The 19,433-nt window shown below is 57.8% G+C and carries 14 protein-coding genes, 1 tRNA gene and 1 riboswitch; of the genes, 2 read left to right on the forward strand and 13 right to left on the reverse strand.

Annotation, left to right across the window (positions count from 1 at the left end; translation table 11 throughout):
* Positions 1–62: 62 nt before the first annotated feature.
* The 8 genes from lacZ to QP093_RS03960 all read right to left on the reverse strand — a co-directional run bounded on the left by lacZ (position 63) and on the right by QP093_RS03960 (position 10,224).
* On the reverse strand, positions 63–3,080 hold the full coding sequence (lacZ, locus tag QP093_RS03925) for a beta-galactosidase, LacZ type (protein WP_285014816.1): 3,018 nt from the start codon (positions 3,078–3,080) through the stop codon (positions 63–65).
* Positions 3,081–3,283: 203 nt separating this feature from the next.
* Positions 3,284–4,201, reverse strand: coding sequence for a carbohydrate ABC transporter permease (locus QP093_RS03930; protein WP_285014817.1), 918 nt, complete (start codon positions 4,199–4,201; stop codon positions 3,284–3,286).
* Complete coding sequence (locus QP093_RS03935; protein ID WP_092648818.1) at positions 4,198–5,139, reverse strand: carbohydrate ABC transporter permease; 942 nt, start codon at positions 5,137–5,139, stop codon at positions 4,198–4,200. The genes QP093_RS03930 and QP093_RS03935 overlap by 4 nt, the downstream gene beginning before the upstream one ends.
* A 128-nt stretch (positions 5,140–5,267) precedes the next feature.
* A complete protein-coding gene (locus QP093_RS03940; protein WP_285014818.1) occupies positions 5,268–6,596 on the reverse strand; it encodes an ABC transporter substrate-binding protein in 1,329 nt (442 codons plus the stop codon).
* Between the two features lie 512 nt (positions 6,597–7,108).
* Positions 7,109–7,181, reverse strand: a tRNA-Arg gene (locus tag QP093_RS03945).
* A 188-nt stretch (positions 7,182–7,369) separates the two neighbouring features.
* The gene (locus QP093_RS03950; RefSeq protein WP_285014820.1) at positions 7,370–8,299 is read right to left on the reverse strand and encodes a universal stress protein; all 930 of its coding nucleotides are present in this window, start codon (positions 8,297–8,299) and stop codon (positions 7,370–7,372) included.
* Positions 8,300–8,487: 188 nt separating this feature from the next.
* Complete coding sequence (locus tag QP093_RS03955; protein WP_285014821.1) at positions 8,488–9,156, reverse strand: C40 family peptidase; 669 nt, start codon at positions 9,154–9,156, stop codon at positions 8,488–8,490.
* Between the two features lie 110 nt (positions 9,157–9,266).
* Positions 9,267–9,438, reverse strand: a riboswitch (cyclic di-AMP (ydaO/yuaA leader).
* A 96-nt stretch (positions 9,439–9,534) separates the two neighbouring features.
* Entirely contained in the window at positions 9,535–10,224 is a 690-nt protein-coding gene (locus QP093_RS03960) for a metal-dependent transcriptional regulator (RefSeq protein ID WP_092649147.1), read from the reverse strand.
* Between the two features lie 262 nt (positions 10,225–10,486).
* Between QP093_RS03960 and serC the strand changes: the two genes are divergently transcribed.
* Positions 10,487–11,644: a phosphoserine transaminase gene (serC, locus tag QP093_RS03965; RefSeq protein WP_285014823.1), complete on the forward strand. Its 1,158-nt coding sequence runs from the start codon at positions 10,487–10,489 to the stop codon at positions 11,642–11,644.
* A 16-nt stretch (positions 11,645–11,660) separates the two neighbouring features.
* Here serC and QP093_RS03970 read toward each other — a convergent pair whose 3' ends face one another.
* The 4 genes from QP093_RS03970 to QP093_RS03985 form a co-directional block, all read right to left on the reverse strand.
* Complete coding sequence (locus tag QP093_RS03970) at positions 11,661–12,977, reverse strand: MFS transporter (RefSeq protein ID WP_092648822.1); 1,317 nt, start codon at positions 12,975–12,977, stop codon at positions 11,661–11,663.
* 30 nt (positions 12,978–13,007) lie between these two features.
* Positions 13,008–14,381, reverse strand: a complete 1,374-nt coding sequence (locus QP093_RS03975) for an NCS2 family permease (protein WP_257590441.1) — start codon at positions 14,379–14,381, stop codon at positions 13,008–13,010.
* 225 nt (positions 14,382–14,606) lie between these two features.
* Positions 14,607–15,419 (reverse strand): DUF3027 domain-containing protein, encoded by an 813-nt coding sequence (locus QP093_RS03980; protein WP_092648824.1) that lies wholly within the window; start codon positions 15,417–15,419, stop codon positions 14,607–14,609.
* On the reverse strand, positions 15,412–15,789 hold the full coding sequence (locus tag QP093_RS03985) for a cold-shock protein (RefSeq protein ID WP_058237249.1): 378 nt from the start codon (positions 15,787–15,789) through the stop codon (positions 15,412–15,414). The genes QP093_RS03980 and QP093_RS03985 overlap by 8 nt, the downstream gene beginning before the upstream one ends.
* Before the next feature lie 271 nt (positions 15,790–16,060).
* Between QP093_RS03985 and QP093_RS03990 the strand changes: the two genes are divergently transcribed.
* Positions 16,061–18,136, forward strand: a complete 2,076-nt coding sequence (locus tag QP093_RS03990) for a hypothetical protein (protein WP_285014824.1) — start codon at positions 16,061–16,063, stop codon at positions 18,134–18,136.
* 101 nt (positions 18,137–18,237) lie between these two features.
* Here the strand turns inward: QP093_RS03990 and QP093_RS03995 are convergent, their stop codons facing one another.
* Positions 18,238–19,344, reverse strand: a complete 1,107-nt coding sequence (locus QP093_RS03995) for an alpha/beta fold hydrolase (RefSeq protein WP_285014826.1) — start codon at positions 19,342–19,344, stop codon at positions 18,238–18,240.
* Positions 19,345–19,433: the final 89 nt, after the last annotated feature.

The following is a 19,433-nucleotide window of genomic DNA, read 5'->3' on the forward strand; positions in this document are numbered from 1 at the left end:
ACCGAGGGCAGACACCACAGGTCATCAGGTCACGGTTTATTCAAGCCGGTTGATGCAGCCGTTCAGTACGAGGCGTGCACAACGCCACAGAAACTGAAGGTGAACTGGAGTTTCTCACCTCGCGGCAGCTCATATTCAGGGTGGGTGCGAGCACCCCACGTATCATCGCCGGCCACGCCGCGACGCATCAGCGCCGGTCGGGCAACAGTCTTGACCGGGGCGGGCAACTCGTTGGGATGGGCAGCGTTTTCGATCTCAAACGGGGTCCACGGCAAAGCGGAGAACTCCATCGGCTCGTCAGCCTCGAAACGGATGCCCCAGCCATCCTCGTCGGTCAATTCCGCCCAGCGCACGCCCGTGCGTGAGCCTGCTTCCTGAGGACGCAGGTACGGGGTCAACGCGTCGGCCACTTCCAGGTCGTAGACACCCAGGCGCGCCCCCTGACGGCGGTCCACATAACACTCCTCGGGCCCTTCGCCGTACCAGCGCATGTGGGTCAGGCGGTCCGACAGTTCAAACAGTGCACCATATTCAGGCATCGACGGCAGCTTCGCGTCAGGCGTTGTCGTCATCGTGACTGTGATACGACCGTTTCCGTCAACCCTGTACGCCACGGTGAGCATGGCATCCGGGGCGGTCAACAGGTCATAGCGGAACGTGATTGTTACCGAGGTGGCGTCTGTTTCCACCTTCGCTTCCTCGTCGACCGGTCTTGCATACCGTGAGGCAATAAGCCACGGAGCGCATTCGCGCTGCATGTTCCACCCGTTTTCATTCGAGGTGGGTGCGTGCCAGAAGTTCGGGCGCACTGTGCTGTGAAGCAGTTCGCGCCCGCCCTCGCTTGTCATGCCGTACCGGTAGGACGTCAGTCCACGCGCCGAGGTGAACAGAGCGGAGAAGTGTTCGCCGTGCACACCGATATTGCGCACGCCTTCCACTACTCGAGGTGCAGGAATGCCCGTAGCCGGAGCCGCAGCTCCTTCTACAGCGAAGACTCCCTGCCCGTAGGCGACGACGTGTCCACGCTCGGCCCATTCGGTGTCCTCACGCAGGCGCATTTCCACGTTGATGACGTATTCGCCTGCTTCTTCAGGCAGGCTGAACGGCAGGTCGTAGGTGGCATTTTCTCCCGGTTCAACATGAGTGTCGAGGGCCCTCTGAGCCAGCGTGGCACCTTCATGTTCCAGGCTTACCACGCATATGAACGCATCGGAGTTCGTGAACATGCAGCGGTTTTCAATTGTCACTTTCGCACGCTCAACTGTGATGTCGAAATCCTGGAACAGATAGCTGACTTCCTGAATCTTCGGGGTAGGCGTGTGATCAGCGAAGTAGATGCCGTTGCCGCAGAATTCGTAGTCCGTTGGCGCCTCGCCGTTGTCCCCGCCGTATCCGAAGAACGGGCGGTTGTATTTGTCGCGCATGGCGATTGCCTGGTCAGCGAAGTCCCAGATGAATCCGCCCTGGAAAAGTTCCTCGCGGCGCGCCAGGTCAAGGTACTTGTCAACGGCGCCGAACGAGTTGCCCATGGCGTGCGCAAACTCGCAGAGGATCATCGGCTTGTCGCGGTGCTGAGCCAAGAATTCTTCGACTGTTGCGGCCGGTGTGTACATCTCTGAGTGGATGTCAGTGGAGTTCGGGTAGCGGTTGTCGTGAACGACGCCTTCGTAATGTACGACCCGCGAGTCGTGTTCGCGGAAATAGTCGGCCACCGCTGCGATCATCGAACCGCCGTAGGACTCATTGCCGCATGACCAGATTACAATGCTGGCATGATTGCGGTCGCGCATCAGCATCGAGGCGGCACGATCCAGCAGTGCGCCTCGCCACTCTTCACGATTACCCGGCAAGGTGTGATCGATCGGTTCACCGCGCAGCAACATCCTGTCCCACACGCCATGGGATTCCAGGTTCATTTCGTCGATGACCATCAGTCCGTAGCGGTCACACAGTTCATACAGGAACGAGTTGTTCGGGTAGTGGCTGGTGCGGATCGCGTTGATGTTGGCCTGCTTGAGCATGATGATGTCGCGTTCAGTTTGCTCGCGGCTCATCACGCGACCATCAAGGCCGAATTCGTGCCGGTTCACTCCAGTAAAGATCACGCGTTTGCCGTTGAGTTTCATCACGCCGTCTTCGATGGCGAAGCGTCGAATGCCCACGGTCTGAGGGATCACTTCACGCAGTTGCCCATCGTTGTCACGCAACTCCAGCGTGAGGTCATACAGGTACGGATCTTCGTGGCTCCACAGGTGCGGCTGCTCAATGGTGATCTCGTAAGTGCCGTCGTCGGAGCGATTGAGCTCCCCCACGTCGTCCAGCGCCACGGTCAGGTCACCCTCGCCAATGACGACTGGTTTGACGCGCACGATGGCACGTGAGTAATCGTCAGTCAGCTCGGCGCTTACACACAGGTCTTCGAGGTGGACAGCGGGCCGCCGGTAGAGCACGACGTCGCGGAACAGGCCGGAGAATCGATAGAAGTCCTGGTCTTCAATCCATGAGGCGGCGCACCATTTGATGACCTGTACTGCGAGCTTGTTGCTCCCCTCGACCAGCGCGTCGGTAATGTCGAATTCACTGGGCGTGAAGGTGTCGGTGGCGTATCCGATATATGTGCCGTTCAGCCACACAACCAGCGCACTCTCAGCGCCCTTGAAGGAGACGGAAATTCGCTCCCCTTCTTCGAGCGGCCGGTCAAGGGTGAAGGTACGCACGTAGGAAGCGACGGGATTGAAACGCTCGGGAGCGCGGCCTTCATCGACATCCTCCTGACCATCCCACGGATACTGTACGTTCACGTATTGCGGATTGTCGTATCCGTGCATCTGAATGTGCGCGGGGACTGGGATGTCATCCCACGCCGCGCAGTCGAATCCAACGGCTTCGAAGCCCGGCACAGTTGCCGCTAGGTTTTTTGCATAGTGGATTTTCCACAGTCCGTTCAGGCTTTGCTCGTATTCAGAATTGCCGAGGGCAGCGCTGCGCGCACTGTTGAACCATCGGTGGTCTGAGTGAGCAGGCATCCGATTCTCAGCGAAAGACTGCGGGTTGTTGATCTTTGCGGAAATATCAATCACGAAAAGCTCCTCTTGTTCCTTCCTTTGGAGCTACATGCCGAGCATGCACGAGCCCAATCCACCCACGTGTGCGTTGTGTGGGACGTTTATGTGTGTTCAAGCTTATATGGTTACGTAACCGGATGTGATCTCAAGTGAACTCCTCGCTCACCTTCGTGGACGAGCGTGATCTCGTCCCCACGCAAGGACCTATACGCTGAGGTTTACCCCTTGACGGCCCCTGAGGCCAAACCTGCTTGCCAATAGCGCTGCAGGCCAATAAAGATAACGATAAGCGGAATAACACCTAGGAGCGCCCCCATCATGACCGCGCCCTTTTCCGGATTGAAATAACTCATCATGCCGTACAAACCCAAAGTTACGGGCTTGATCTCAGGACTAGACACCATAATCAAAGGCAGCAGGAAGTTATTCCATGTCGCTACGAAGATAAACAAGAATATGGTGACGAGTGCAGGAGCTAAGAGACGCATGACGATATCGAAAAAGATTCGAGTCTCGGAGGCGCCGTCGATTCGAGCAGCCTCAATAAGCTCAGTCGGAACCGATGAAGCGGAATAGACACGCGCGAGGAAGACACCAAAAGGTGACACTATTGACGGAATGATAATCGCCAACATCGTATTCGTGATGCCTAGGCGTAGAAACATGATGTACATCGGTATCGTCAGCAGGGTCGCGGGCATCAAAAGTCCTGCCATGATAATTCCGAACGAAATGCGTTTGCCCGGAAAAGAGAACTTCGCAAGCGCATATCCTGCCATCGCTGACAGTAAAGTTCCCAAGGCCGCTGAGACGATCGAGTATATAAGCGAATTGAGAATCCAACGCCAAAAATATCCTTGGGTCCACTCCATCAGTCGGCTGTAACTGGCAACGATCGCGTTGGGCAGATTTTGCAGGTCTGTCGCAAACCACAACCCATTACTTGATACGAGCTCGCCATTCGTCTTAGTTGAAGAGATGATGACCCAGTAGATTGGGAAAAGGAAGTAGATCAAAACGAGCGTTAGTAGAACTAACGTCAGGATTCGCGACAACGGCTTGGGAGCTAAAGCTCTCGGAATCGAAGCCTTAACTTCGACGTTGCGTCTCTTTTCAACACGACTTGAAGAAATCACTTGTTTATCCTCCGCTCAACCAAGGCATACGTCACTGCAAGAACACCTGCAATCAAAGCCATAACCACAGCAGTCGCCGATGCCGGACCGTCACCCGAAGGAGTCATCGTTCCCATCATCGTGTTATAAGCCATCATCATCGGGGTGAAGTCTTTTGGTATCCAAGTCTGACTCGTTGCCATAACAGTAGGTTCATTAAAGAGCTGGATTGTTCCTACAATCGATAGAAGAACAGTCAGCAGTGCTGCTCCGCGAACCATTGGGACCTTAATCTTGACTGCAATTTGGAAGCCGCTCGCTCCGTCGATTCTACCTGCTTCATATAGTTCCCGCGGAATTGCTTGCAAGGCCGCGAGGAAAATGAGCATGTTATAGCCCGTGAAAGTCCACGTCGTCATATTTGCCATCGACGCGAGGATAATATTCTTTGAGAAGAAATCTACGTTCACACCCAAATAAGAAAAAGCGCGCACAATCGGCGAGACCTCTGGCGTGTACAGATACATCCATATCATCGCAGCCACCACACCTGGAATCGCATATGGCAGAAAATACCCGAGGCGATAGATCGCCACATGCCTAACCAAAAATGAATCCAGCAGGAGCGCCAAGAATAGAGCAGCGCCGATCATGATGGGAACTTGGAACAAGGTGTAGATTCCAACACGCAAAACGCCATGCCAAAACCCTGCACTCGTAAGAACGTACGCGTAGTTACCGAAACCTACAAAAACATTCTTCAGCTCTCCGCCACCAAAAGCACTGCCACCGGACGTCATCTGCTGAAAGAAACTGTAGTAAATAGCAACACATATTGGGAGCAGGAAGATTAGCGTGTAGCCCAACATAAACGGACCAAGGAACTTCCAGCCCGTCTTAGTATCTGCAGCTCTGTATTTTCGAATCTTTTGAGTAGCCGACTTCTCACCCTTGAGCATCAGAGTTCTTGCCTCCTATTTCCTAAGCTGCTCTTAATGGACTCCAGCCTTTTTCTCCAGCCTTAGCGGTAAAGATTGGCTTGGAGAGCCTGTTTCTAGGCTCTCCAAGCCGTGGTATGAAACTTCACCTACTCAGCTACCTCAAGCCCAAGATTCTGCAAGGTTGCTTTCGACTCGGTCGTGGCAACATCAAGCAGGTCTTTAGCCTTGAGCTTGCCTGCAATCAGATCGCTGGCCGCTTGATTGATCTTCGGCATTACAGAGGAATATCCGGGAATTGTCAAAACGTTCGAAGCCATGTTGTTATTGGCCTGAAGCAATTCACTCATCACGTCCTGGCCTCCGTAGAAAGCCTTCATTTGCTCCGGGGTATCAGGAGTTTCTTTAGATGACGCGACAACCAATCCCTGGCTAGCCAAGGAGGCGGTTTGCTGATTAAACCAATCGTTGAACTGCATCGCTTCTGCTGGATACTGGCATCCCTTCAACACCGCTACGCCAGAACCACCATTAGGTCCAGTTACCTGGCCGTTACCAAAGTCAGGAAGCTGGGTTACGGCCCACTCACCCTCGTTTTCTGAGCCGGTCATGTCGCCTTGCAAAAGAGCTGCATCCCAAGCAGCTCCGATTGTTCCAATTATTTCCTTGGAGTTCAGAGCGGCTTTGAATGAGTCATCCCAACGCGGGAGCGTAGATGTGAGTTTCTCGTCAAGCATCGTCTGCCAAAAATCGGTTACCTTGACGGCACCAGGCCCATCAGCATTGATGACCCATTTTGATCCGTCGATCTCGTACCAAGGATTACCAGCAGCGGCAGAAAGTGCAGGCAGGATGCTGCCAGCCTCATCCGGAGGCAGGTTGACGATGTACTTACCAGCGGCTGCCGCCTTGGCAGCAGCCTCATGGAATTCGTTCAGATCCGTAGGAGGCGCAATTCCTAACTTGTCAAATTCCGCCTTGTTGTAGAAGTAAACGAGAGGACCGGTATCTTGCGGAATTCCAAAGTACTTGCCGTCAATTGACATTGCATCGAATGCACCTGATGCGTATCCATCCTTGTATTTTTCTGCTTCAGCAGAAACGTCTTGAACAAGTCCTTTTACATACACTTCAGCCAGTTCACTGTATCCAACTTGAGCAAGACATGGAGCATTATCGGCTTTCACATCTGTCTCAAGCTTCTTGATCAGTTCATCGGCCTTGCCGTCAAACTTGACCGAGTCGACCTTAATGTCGGGATGTTCCTTATTCCATTCTGCGACGATGTCTGCAACCTTGACCATACCTTCCCCGTCAGGCAGGCGGTGAACGTAGGTGAGCTCAACAGCTCCCCCATTCGAGGACTCGGCACTAGCAGACTGTTCACCCGAATTGCCTTGCGAGGAACATGCTGTCAAAGCAAAGGCACCAACTGTCAAAAGCGACACTGGCACAGAAAAACTTCTCGATACACGCATTCTGTAGGATCCTCCCTATCTACGTATCTATTTGGTAGCGTTACCAGCCGGAGAACTCAGCGAAGATTTAAGTCAATAAGCCACTACTGCGTGACCTTAATGAATCGATTTTGAGTTCTACTGCTAAAAGAATGCTAGCTCACGTGCCTTCATAAACCAAATTGACCGAATGGTCTAAACTCTTGGCGTAAGGATCAGGCTTGCAAACCCCTAGCCCTTTGTAACCGCATGCATCAACACTATTTCACTTCACACAGCTGGCTTCAGCCGCAACTCTTCTGTTCACCATCTTGTTCATAATCAAGAGTGACCTCACAACAGTGAGAAAGTACCCGTAGCAGAACAGGCGCCAATCCAAGGAGCACGCGCTACGCGCTCCACATTTTCTGCACAACTCTGGCCGTGGGCGCTTAAAAGAGCAGGGGACGAAGCACTTCGAAATGTCCCCAGCAACAAGCTCACGCCCCAAAGCTAAGGTCGCCTCCGTGGCAGAAAATTCCCAGAGCATTTTGTGCCCCCGAGACGATTCGAACGTCCGACACCCGCTTTAGGAGAGCGGTGCTCTATCCCCTGAGCTACGAGGGCAGTGCGCCAAGGCGCAAGGAATAGAGTATCACCCTCGTTTTGGTTCGCCACATCGCGGCCGCATGCGACTTAGGTCGTCTCAGCTACCTTGCCGCGCTCAGCACTGGCTAGCACACTACCCTCATCTGTCTTGAGACGCTCGGAACTGACCAGCGGCACGCTAGGTACCGTGCGCCGCTCCGAACTGACTAGCGGCGCTCCCAAGTGCCTTGCGGCGCGGGTGAGTCATCTGTGCGTTCAGAGGGGACGATCATGACCGGGCAGGTTGAATGGCCCAGAACCGTCTGAGAAGTCGATCCCAGCAAGACCCCTGCAAACCCACCGCGCCCACGTGTTCCCACAACCACTAAGTCAACGGCTGTTGAGAACTCGATGAGAAGCGACGCGGGCGATCCGTCCAACGCGTGACGCGCCACATGGATGTCACGGCTAGCCAGCGCAGAATCAATCGCCATGTTCAGTCCCTGACACACGTCGGCCAGCAGCGCTTCGCGGTCAATTGACGTCGGCATCCATGCCATCATCGAGTTGCCCTGCGCGATCGGTACCGCCGAAATTGCCGTCAGTTCAGCATCCCACGCTTCAGCTTCATCAATGGAGCGCTTCAAGGCGGCAGAGGCGACCTCGGAGCCATCACTGCCGACCACGATTCGCTCCACAGGGGTGAACGATTTGCCGCTGGTATGGCGCGGCACGACAACCACAGGGCACTTCGCGTGAGCCGGCAAGGCGCTGGAAACTGTTCCCAGCAGCCGATCGGCAAACCCGCCACCGCCGCGCGACCCGACAACGATCATGTCCACTTCTTTGGACATGTCAACCAGGACGCCTGCAGGATCCCCCGGCTCAATCGAACTGGAAACGTGGATGTCTCCCTGCTTCTTCGCATGTTCGACAGCTTCATCGACGACAGTTTGTGCCCCACGCTTGAGAGCTTCGTCGTCCAGCATGGCGTACCCGCCGTCGAGGGCGGCCGCAGAATACGAGGCAAGCGCATAGGTACAGATCACATGGACTCGCGCACCCGTTCGAACCGCGCGGTCACTCGCCCACTTCACAGCAGCCAGAGACTCAGTGGAACCATCAGTTCCAACGAGGATAACTTCCTTGGACCCCATATTGTCCTCCTTCATGAAGTGTTACCACCATTGTGCCCTGAAGTTGGCCTTTGTGGGGCGAATAGAGATCGAAACGGCGTAAAACGATTCCTGCTCGCATGAAAACGTGGGCCTCACCTTACGGTGAGACCCACGCGTGACAATCAGGTCAGAGCCCGCATCCAAGGAGCCCTGCCGCCTTGCTGAGGTCAGTGAGCGACGCGGATGAACTCGTAGCTTCCCCACAGACCCTGGACCTTGGTAACGGATCCAGGTGTGGTGGCTTCGATAACCATTCCGTTTCCGGCGTAGATGCCGACGTGGCCGTATGCGTGCCACACGAGGTCACCAGGCTGAGCTTCCGATGCAGGAACCGACACGCCGGCCGCTCCCTGCGCTCCGGAGGTGCGGGGAATGGAAATGCCCGCCAGGCCGTAGACGTACTGTGTGAAGCCCGAGCAGTCGAATCCAGCCGGTGAGGAACCACCGTAGACGTAGGGCACACCCAGCAGAGACATGGCGATCGAAACGATATCGCCAGAAGCAGCGTTCACTGCGATCGGAGCCTGCTCACCGTCGGTAAGTTCCGCGCGCGCCTCATCGCGGTTGGCGGCCTCCATCCCGACAGCTTCTTCAGTAGCTGGCGCTGCCTCTTCAGAGGCTGCTGCCGTGACTGCAGCTTCGTCACCGATCAGGTCAGATGCTTTCCAAGCGATGTTCGGAACGCTCAGGGTCGGTGCTGCTTTTTCAGTGCCAGCAGTAATGCCTTTGACGTGAGTGGAAGGCGCATCGGCACCTTCCGGGGTCGCCTGAGCGGTGCCGACAACAGCAGCGGTCAAAGCAAGACCCGTCACGGAAACAAAAGCTGTCCCACGCACGGGCTGAAGGGTAACCGACGACACGGCATCAGTAATCGGTGTCAAGGGTGTCAAAGGGCGGCATGCCTTGCGATGCCGCAGAACGGTTTTCGTTCGTTTCACTTCTTTTAAAATCTCCACTTATTCGCTTACGAGGTCAGCTGTCGGGTTCGGACTGGAGTGTCCGGTCCACTTTGGGACTTCACCCCAAGATCGCCAGGCGATCACGTCAGGTTTTGGGTCCCCCGCGCCAAACAGGTGCTTCCCACGCTCACCATTGTTTGGCTTAAGCGGATGGTGTGTGGGTGGATGCGTCGCAACCAAGAGATACATTAGCGCGTCTACCCCTCAAATGTCACGCAATGATAACGGTGATGTACGCAATTATTTGCAGCACCCCTACTTGCGTTCCATCGCAAAGAACAGATGCGGGACGAAAGCCACATCCAGCCGAAGGAAATGAGCGTCCTCACCCTCGTCGCTGAGCGCCCGAATCAGGACATCTCCCGTCTTCTCATCAGCCACGGCAACCGCCATGACCGTGGGAAACAGGCCGAGTTCTTCGAAGCGTGCCAGCACATCAACCTCTGCCTGGATGGGTTCACCAATGCGCGCAATGGGAGCTACAACACGTTCCGATTCTCTGAGCGCAACCTCCACGGACACTTCCGGACGGTCAATCTCAATACCCGGAAGAGGGTTGCCATACGGATCCGTCTGTGGGACACCTAACAGTTTGACCAGGCGCGCTTCGACCTGTTCGGACATCACGTGTTCCCATCGGCATGCTTCCTCGTGGACGTCCGCCCATCCCAGACCGATGATGTCGAGGAGGAGGCGCTCAGCGAGACGGTGCTTGCGCATCACTTCCCGCGCCCGGTACCATCCGTCTCGCGTCAGTTCAAGGCGTCGATCCCCCAACACGTGCAGCAAACCATCGCGCTCCATGCGCGACACCGTCTGTGAAACAGTAGGGCCGGAGTGACCGAGCCGGTCGACGATCCGGGCACGCAGAGGTGTGACCCCATCTTCTTCCAATTCAAAGATGGCCTTGAGGTACATCTCCGTCGTGTCGATGAGCTCTCCCACTGTGTCCTCCATCCCCATTTCGTGACGTGGTATTAGCCACAACGTTAATGACTTTAGTGTCGAACAGTGAAAAACGCCGCAGATAGCTGCAGAACGCCGAAAAGTCAAGGTGCCTGCCGGCCGCTGTAAACGCTCGTATTCGGAAGGCGGGCGTTGCCTTATTCGCGGCGGTGCGCATGCAGCGCAGATGCTACGACGGCACGAGTGTCCACCCCGCCAAGGCTGGCACCCTCGAGCCTGAAAAGGGACTACCTTGGGGGCTATGACAGATCAGTTGGACGCTCAGTGCCCTCGCATTCCTGACACGCTCTTGCCTCACGATGGCCGGTTCGGTTGCGGCCCGTCGAAGATTCGCACCCAGCAGCTCGACGCGTTGATGCGTCCACTCATCATGGGAACGTCTCACCGTCGGCAGCCTGTCCGCTCCATAGTGGCATCGATCCGCAGTGGGCTACGCGATCTGTTCTCCCTGCCCGAAGGGTGGGAGGTCGCCCTCGGCAATGGTGGATCCACAACATTTTGGGCCGTCGCTACAACCTCACTGATTCGCAGGCGCAGCGCCCACGCCGTTTTCGGCGAGTTTGGCTCAAAGTTTGCTGACGAGGCCGCCCGCGCGCCCCACCTTGCCGCACCCCTGATTGTGAAAAGTGAGCCTGGCACGGTGGCCACACTCATTGACGAGGGTGCCGTCGTCCATGATTCAGGGGAACCGATCGACGTTGCGGCATACCCGCATCACGAGACTTCCACTGGTGCTCTCAGCCCGCTGTATCGGGTCAACGTTGATGACTGTCTGACCGTTGTGGACGCCACGTCGATCGCCGGTGGTGTACGCGTCGATCTGAACAATGTGGACGTCTACTATTTCAGCCCTCAGAAGTGTTTTGGCTCCGACGGAGGCCTGTGGGTCGCGCTGCTCTCCCCTGCGGCTCAGGAGCGCGCCGAAAGGTTGCACGGCGATGATGCACGCTGGATGCCGCAGATCCTGGATCTGTCAATCGCATGCAGGAATTCGAGCAAGGATCAGACGCTGAATACTCCTGCCATCGCCACGCTCATCATGCTGGATCAGCAGATTCAGTGGATGCTGGCCGGTGGCGGCCTGCAGGTGATGGAAGCTCGCTGCCTCGAATCTTCGGACGTGCTGTACCAGTGGGCGGATGCGCACTCGCACCTGACGCCGTTCGTCTCCAATGCTCAGTGGCGCTCCCCCGTTGTTGTCACGGTGGACTGTGACGACACCGTCGATGCGGCGCGCGTATGCCGGATTCTGCGTGCCAACGGGGTTGTCGATGTCGAACCGTACCGTAAGCTCGGGCGCAATCAGCTGCGCATCGGTACATTCCCCTCGGTGGAAAGCCGGGACGTTCGCGCACTCACACAGTGCGTGGACTGGGTGATCGACAATACCCTCGCCTAGCGCCTGAACCAGGTCGCTATCCACCTTCGGATGCGCGTCGGGTGGCCTCGGCCGCATCCTGAACGGCCCTGGCGCGTTCAACAGGGCCGACCGCTTCGAGCGGGTGGAATGACCAGTGCAGTCGGACGCGGATTTCCCAGTGGATAATCGCCCACACGCCGGCTGCAATAGCGATCAGGAGGGAGAAGATTCCTCCGATCAGGATTGACCAGCGGGCACCGAACTGCTGCCCTATCCAGCCGATCAGCGGGGCTCCCAGCGGAGTGGATCCCATGAAGATCATCGAGTACAGTGCCATGACCCGTCCGCGCATCTCCTCAGCAGTGGAGATCTGGATGGCGGCATTGGCCGCGGTAATCATGGTGAGCATCGCCAGGCCAGTCGGAATCGAAATGAGAGCGAACGACCAGTAGTTGGGTGCAAGTCCCAGAATGATTTCAACCAGTCCGAATGCTGCTGCAGCCAGAACAATCAGGCGAAGGCGCGGTACGCGTCGACGTGCTGCGATAAGGGCGCCGGTCAGCGCTCCGATCGCCATGAAGGAACCAAGAATTCCGTAGTCGCCGGCCTGACGGTGGTAGACCTCTGTGGCCATCATGGCGGAGGTCATCTGGAAGTTCATGCCAAGGGCTGACACCACGGACACGACGATGAGGATCAGGATGATGTCTGGGCGCGAGCGCACGTAGGCGAGACCTTCGCGGATCTGACCCTTCTCGCGCTTGACGTGGCGCTGAGCGTTCAACTCATCTGTGCGCATCAGTGCCAGCGCAATCACAGGCGCCGCAAACAACGCACCGTTGATGATGAAGACCCAGCCCGGACCCACCCAATCAATGACCAGGCCAGATAGTGCCGGTCCGATGAGGCGGGCCGAGTTGAAAGCAGTTGAATTCAGTCCCACTGCGTTCGGCAGTGATTCAGCGGGAACAAGTTCGGACACGAATGCCTGGCGGGCAGGTGAATCGAGGGTCGATCCGATTCCACCGATCAGGGCCAGCACGTAGACGTGCCACAGTTGGGCGGTGCCCGTCAGCACGAGGGCACCCAGGATCAGCCCGAGAGCCGCAGTCAAGACCTGCATGGCCTGAATGAGGTGTCTGCGGTTGAGGCGGTCTGCCAGGACACCGGCCCATGGTGACAGCACCAGCAGTGGTATGAACTGCAGTGCTGTCACCACGCCGACCTGGAACCCTTCGTTATCCGTCAGGACGGTGAGAACCAGCCAGTCCTGAGCCACACGCTGCATCCACGTACCGGTCGAGGCAATGATGTTGCCGATGAACCAGTAGCGGAAGTTGGTATAGCGCAGCGAGTGGAAGGTCCGGGACACCTGACGAACTACTCCTTAAAGGTTGAGCGTTCAGCCAAGCAGTGCGCGCTGAATCGGGCCCAAGGCGAAGTAGGCCACGAACAGAATCGACACGACCCACATGAGCGGGTGAATCCTGCGTGCTTTGCCGATCGCTATTTGAATGGCTGTGTAAGCGATGAATCCAACGCCGATACCTACCGAAATCGAGTAGGCGAACGGCATGAAGGCAATCGTCAAGAATGCCGGAATCGCTATTTCGGGCTTGTGCCACTCCATGTCGGTGACCTGCACCATCATGAGGAACCCGACGAAGACCAGAGCCGTTGAGGCAGCCTCGGTCGGCACCAGGTTGACGATCGGTGCAAGGAAGGTCGAGACGAGGAACAGACATCCCGTCACTACCGATGCTAGACCAGTTCGTGCGCCTTCGCCCACGCCGGCCGCTGATTCGATGAAGGACGTGTTCGAGGAGACGCCACCCATACCGCCAGCCATTGCTGAAACGGAGTCGATGAGCAGAATCTGCTTGGATCGCGGCGGGTTGCCCTTTTCGTCCAGCAGGTCACCCTCGGCGCCCACGGCCACCATCGTTCCCATCGTGTCGAAGAAGTCAGCCAGCATCAGCGAGAAGACCAGCAGAATCACTGCGAGGGGTCCCAGCTTGCCGAATGCGCCGAACATGTCGACCTGGAAGAGGGAGGAGAACTGAGGAAAAGCCACCGGTGCGCCATCGATTTCAGGAACTGACTGTCCCCAGCCGGTCGGGTTTTCGTCGGACTTCTGCCCGATCTTCACGAACGCCTGGATGATGATGGCCAGAACGGTCGATGAGAGGATGCCGATCAGGATGGCGCCACGCACCTTGCGCACGTACAGGATGATCGTCAGGAACAGGCCAAAGACGAAGATTACTGCGGGCCACCCGTCGAGGGAGCCGTCAACACCGAGCTGGACGGGTGTTCCGCCCGGACGGATGATGCCGGCGTTCAGCAGACCGACAAAAGCGATGAACAGACCGATGCCCACAGAAATAGCGGTCTTCAACTGGCGCGGAACCGCCTTGAAGACCGCTTCCCTGAAGCCTGTCAGCACCAGGATCGTGATGAGGATACCTTCCCACACGATCAGGCCCATTGCTTCCTGGAAGGTCAGACCTGATGCGCCGACCAGGGTGAATGCCACCATAGCGTTCAACCCCATGCCTGCTGCCAGGCCCAACGGGTAGTTGGCGACGACACCCATCAGGACGGTCATGATGCCTGCGACAAGCGCGGTGCCGGCGGCGACTGCCTGGGTCGAGATGTTCTCAGGAAGAGCTGACGACAAGATGATCGGGTTAATCACCAGGATGTAGGCCATCGAGAAGAAGGTGACGAAGCCGCCGCGGATTTCCCGGCCCACCGTGGAACCACGTTCAGTGATGTGGAAGAAACGATCGAGACCGTTTTGTGCAACACCGCTGCTTGCAGAACGCTGTGACTGAGCTGCGGCGTTTTTCTGATTCTTTACACTGTGATTGCGCGCATTGTTGCGCTGCTTGGAATTTTTGGAGCTCACCTGAAAATGGTGCCCCGCTCGACATGACTTTTTCAAGCTGGGTAGCGCTGAAAGAGACCGATATAACGCCGCGCCACCTCGTCAGGCACCTTAAGGCCTCGTCACGGGCACAAATTGACGAGGGAGACCTGCCTGGTTCGCCTGCCCCAGCTCGACCGTTTCCACTCCAAAATCGTTGACGTGAGATGGGCGCACAGGCCACTGAGTTTTCCGATTCGGTGTATCGGTTTCCGAGTGTGCACCACACGCATGGTCGAGGCTGACAACCTTTCCATCGTCCTGAGCCCACTCATTGGCACACACACCAAATACTGTGCGGAACTCCCCTGGCAGCTTCACCAGGAATCCACAGGTCGAACACGGATTTTTCGCCAGGCGGCCTCGTGCCGGACCCTGCTGAGAGTGGTACCAGCGTTCACTGGCACTGCGACGGCCCTCGGTTGAAAGGACGCGCGCACGGCCCAGGCCAAGTTCACGCGTCGTCGGCAGGTCTGGATTCTCCCCGGCGTCCTCGTAGGACTGATCGAGGCGCTCATCATCTGCGCGATACGGCAGGACATCTGAGCGTGAAAGGTCGTCGGGAGTCAGACGCTCAGCCCACGGCACCCACGGCGGTGCAAGCAGCGAGTCGTCACCGGGGATAAGGTCGACTTCGCAGATCGTTGCTTTGCGTCCACGCGGAACGCGGGCAACTGTCACTGCCCATGTCCACCCGCGGTAACCGGGATCGAGGTTGTCGAACAGATGGGTGAGCAAGCGGTCACCGTCAACGCGGATGCCGACGTGTTCACCAACTGTGCCGGGGCGTGCGACGTCTTCAGCGGCTTGGCGCGCAATCTCAACCGCGCCTTCCAGCACGACGTCTTTCTTGCGACTCCTGGGTCGCGTTGTCTTTTCAGGCATCGAAATCCTCTGCGACAGCTTGCAGCATTTTGGCTACCTGTCGCGCATTTTCTGGGTAGTGGCCACGTCGAAGTGAGTTCGACGCGTCATCGAGCAGTTTGATGAGGTCCTCAACAACGGGAACCATGGCTTGGGGACGGCGACGGTGCGCTTTTGCGATGGAGTGAGCTTCCTTAATGACGCGCACGGAAAGAGCCTGGGGCCCTTTACGTCCGTCAGCAACCGAGTACTCAACGCGGGTTCCTGATTTGAGCGTAGGTGTCTCGGGTGGCAGCGCAGAGGCATGGAGGAAAACCTCAACTCCATCGTCTCCACCAATGAAGCCGAAGCCACGGTCAGCATCGAAGAACTTCACTTTGCCGGTCGGCACGATCGCGCTCCTTTTAAAGTAGAGTCCCTCAGGGCAGCTGTGCCGCCCTTCGGGGTCGGTGTGCGCGCCGCGGTGGCGCGCATGTGTCCTGTCTATGATAAGCCGGGAACCTGTCCCGGGCGATTCTCCAGGCTGTTTTTCGCCAGCCGCGCAGCGAGGCGACCGACGGACACCCTCATAAATCTATCGAAGAAACGTCGAAAACAGTAGGCTATCAAGAGAAAGAATTATGCCGACATTCTGATGAAGCGGCAACCCGTGAGGAGCAGCGATGAAGACGTTGAAACGAGCATGGATGCTGGCGATCGGGTTGATTGCCGCTTGCGTGATTGCCTCACCTTCGTGGGCAGTATCTCCCGATGAGCTGGATTTTGAGTCAGGATCGTGGGTGGTGGATCCGTCTTCGATGCTCTCGCCAGATCAGCACTCCACCCTGCAAGAACGTGCATCTGCGGCGCAGAGCGACGGCCACCCGGTGCTTTTTGCCGCTATCTCCTCATTTGATTCACTTTCTCCTGAAGACTGGTGTGAGGACGCCCTCGACAATTTCATCGACGCGACCGGGCAGGACAAAGCGAGCCTGTACGTGCTGGCCTTGGATGACCAGCTTCAGGGCATGTGCGGGCATTCCGAAGCCAACTCAAACCTGTCTGCAGCATTCGACGCGGCAACTGACGTCATCAATCAGGGCAGTGGGGCCATTACGAGCGATGAGTTCGTCGCCGCAAGTACCGCGGTTGCTGATGCCTTGACCAGGTCGGGTGCACCGTCACCGTCAGATTCCTCGTCAGGCTCGCCGTCGCAGTCCGGGTCGGGCACCTCGTTCTGGGCGATCGCGGTGGTGATCGCGGGTTTTCCCGTGCTGTTCATTGCCCTGTATTGGCTCAGGCGCCGCAACAGGCCGCAGCAGAGGCAGCAGGGGCAGCAGGGTGCGCGTGGTCAGTATGCGGATATGAGCACCGAGGAGCTGGTATCGCTGGCGGGTCAACGCCTGCTCGCCGCTGACGAAACTGTTCGCAGTGCCACCGATGAGCTGTCGTATTCTCGCGCCCAGTTTGGTCGCAACCGCACTCAGGACTACGACGAGGCGATCCGCCGCGCGCGCAAGACTGTAGACGCTCAATTCGCGAATCAGCAGAAACTGCTCGAATCAGATGACGAGGGCACGAAGCGACAAGCCGCATTGACTATCCTCCAGGCGCTCGAAGAAGCGATGGGGCCACTCGCTCAACAGCACGACGAGTTCGCTGTGATGCGTGAGAAAGAGGCCAGCGCTGATGAGCGTGAACGCGCTGTTCGCGAACGCATCAACCAGATCGAAGGCAATATTCGCGTTGCCGAGGGTGAATTGCGCACCCTGACGGCTGCATATTCGCACACGATGATCGCCTCGCTGCTCGACAACCCTGAGCAGGCGCGCACCTTGATCGAATCGGCTCGCACTTCTGCCGATGAGGCTCACGGACTGTTGAATACGGACCGCGGGCGCGCCAACCAGCTTCTCGATATTGCCGAGCGCGCGCTGGGTCTTGCGCAGGTGCAGGTTGACGCGATTTTGAAGGCGCAGGAAAATGTGGCGCATGCTGCGGACAATCTGTCACGCGCGATTGCCTCGATCAGCTCGGATCTTGCGGACGTGACGAAGTTGGGTGCCGACCAGGAGGCCTTTGCGCCGATGCTTGCCGATGCGCATGAGGCGGTGGATAAGGGCAGGCTGGCGCTGAAGAAGCAGGCGGATCCGCTGGAAGCCCTGGAGTCGCTGCATCTGGCAGAAAGTGCACTCGACGCCGCGTTGGATCCATTGCGCTCCCAGGCTGAGCAGAGCGAGCGCGCAATTGAGCGTGCCCACAAGCAGCTGTCCAGTGCACGACTTTGGGTTGAGCGTGCGCGTCAATTTGTGCGCTCCTCGGGCGCTTATTCGCCTGAGGATGCTCGCTCAGCTCTCGCCCGTGCCGAAGAAGCCTTGCGGCGCGCTGAAGAGCTGGTTGACTCCGACCCCGCTCAATCCGAGGAAGCGTCCAAGACTGCCTATCAGGCGGCGCATCAGGCCATCGAGGCGAGTAAGTGTGGCAATCAGGATAATCTCTTCGATTCCGATTCGTTGCTGAGCAATCCCTTCTTGTGGACCCTGTTCGGCTCCACCCTGGGTTCTAACCGCGGCGGAGGCTACTGGGGCGGTTCCGGTTCACGCTACGGTGGCGGAAAGTTTACGCGTCGCGGCGGTGTGGGTGGCTCTGTCGGTGGCAGTTTCACGCGTCGTGGCTCTAGCGGCCTCGGCGGAGGATTCGGCGGCGGCTTCAGTCGCGGCGGTTTTGGTGGGAGCTTTGGCGGCGGCTTTAGCCGCTGACGTCTTGGCAGCGCCTTTGGCGGCGATTTCAGCCGCTGGCCCCTCCGGTTCACTGACGACACCGGCTCGCTGGCAGGGAGCCTTCCTGGCGCGCGATTCACTTACTCGCTCGAGCCAGCCGGGCCTTCAGCCACGTCACCGCCCACTCGCGTCGACCAGTGATTTCCTCCCCCCTTACCACTGGCCTCTATGCGCGCGATAAACGGGAGGACCGCATCAAAGTAACCCTGCGGCCGCGAGCGCCGCACATTGTGCACTCCGCCGTGCACGATCACGCATTCCACACACCGGTTGCCGATTTGGCGCAGGATCTCCATCCCCTCGAGCCCGACCCGCGATTCACCCACAACATCGCCAGTGACAACCAGGGTCGGCACCTTCAGTCCTGCCATGACTTCTTCCCATTTGATTTCGGGCGCGACGACTCCCGTCTGAAGAAGCCGCGGGTCACACTGCTGGCTCGCCCACAGACCCGGTAAAATCTCACTGCTCGGCGCGGACCCTGCCGCCAGCTCACGCGTCAGTGCACCGACCAGGTCATTCGCAGTTTCTTGAATCTTAGCTGCGCGCAGTTTCCCTCGTTCATGAAGTTCTTCCAGCGAGCGCGTCCCAAAACGTGCGGGGTCTTCAGCCACGACTGCGTCCACCAGGTCCGGTCTGCGCAGCGCGACTGCCGCCGCCGTCGCTGCTCCCATCGAATGCCCGATCAGGATTGTTCGCGGCCCACGATTTGTGCTCGAGGGGGACGCTGCTTGGTGAAAGATCTGGTGCGAGGGAGATCGTCTGCACGCCCGGTCCCGTTCGATCGCGTTCACAACATCGTCGATCAGCTGGTCGCCTGCTCGCGCAAGTTGATCGTCACTCCAGCGAGGCGATAAACCGTGTCCCCTGGCATCCAAGGCGATAATGCGACGCGAAGGATGCGCCAAGCGAAGCTGAAGGTCGGCCATCGCACCGGCGCAGCTCGTGATGCCGTGGAGCAGGTAGATCGTGGTGGGGGCCGAGGGATTGCCGGTTTCAATGCGCGCGAGCGGCTGACTGTCTTCATCTGAGTGCTCAGGTGCACCAACCGTGGGTGAGGGTGCGCCCCAGCTGGGAGCGCCGTTCGCAGGTGCGGGCGCACCCTGGTCAGGTGCACCCCGGTCAAGAGCATCGTTCTTCGGTATGGGTGAGCCCTGGTCAGAGTCACGTGTGTGCCTGCTCAGCATTTCTTGCCCCTTCCATGGCATCGCTGAGAGCCGAAAAGTAACTGAGTTGTCGTCGTCACCAGGCAGCGGATGCCACAGATCTATAGTAT

Source organism: Pauljensenia sp. UMB10120, from assembly GCF_030212035.1.
Taxonomy (GTDB): domain Bacteria; phylum Actinomycetota; class Actinomycetes; order Actinomycetales; family Actinomycetaceae; genus Pauljensenia; species Pauljensenia radingae_A.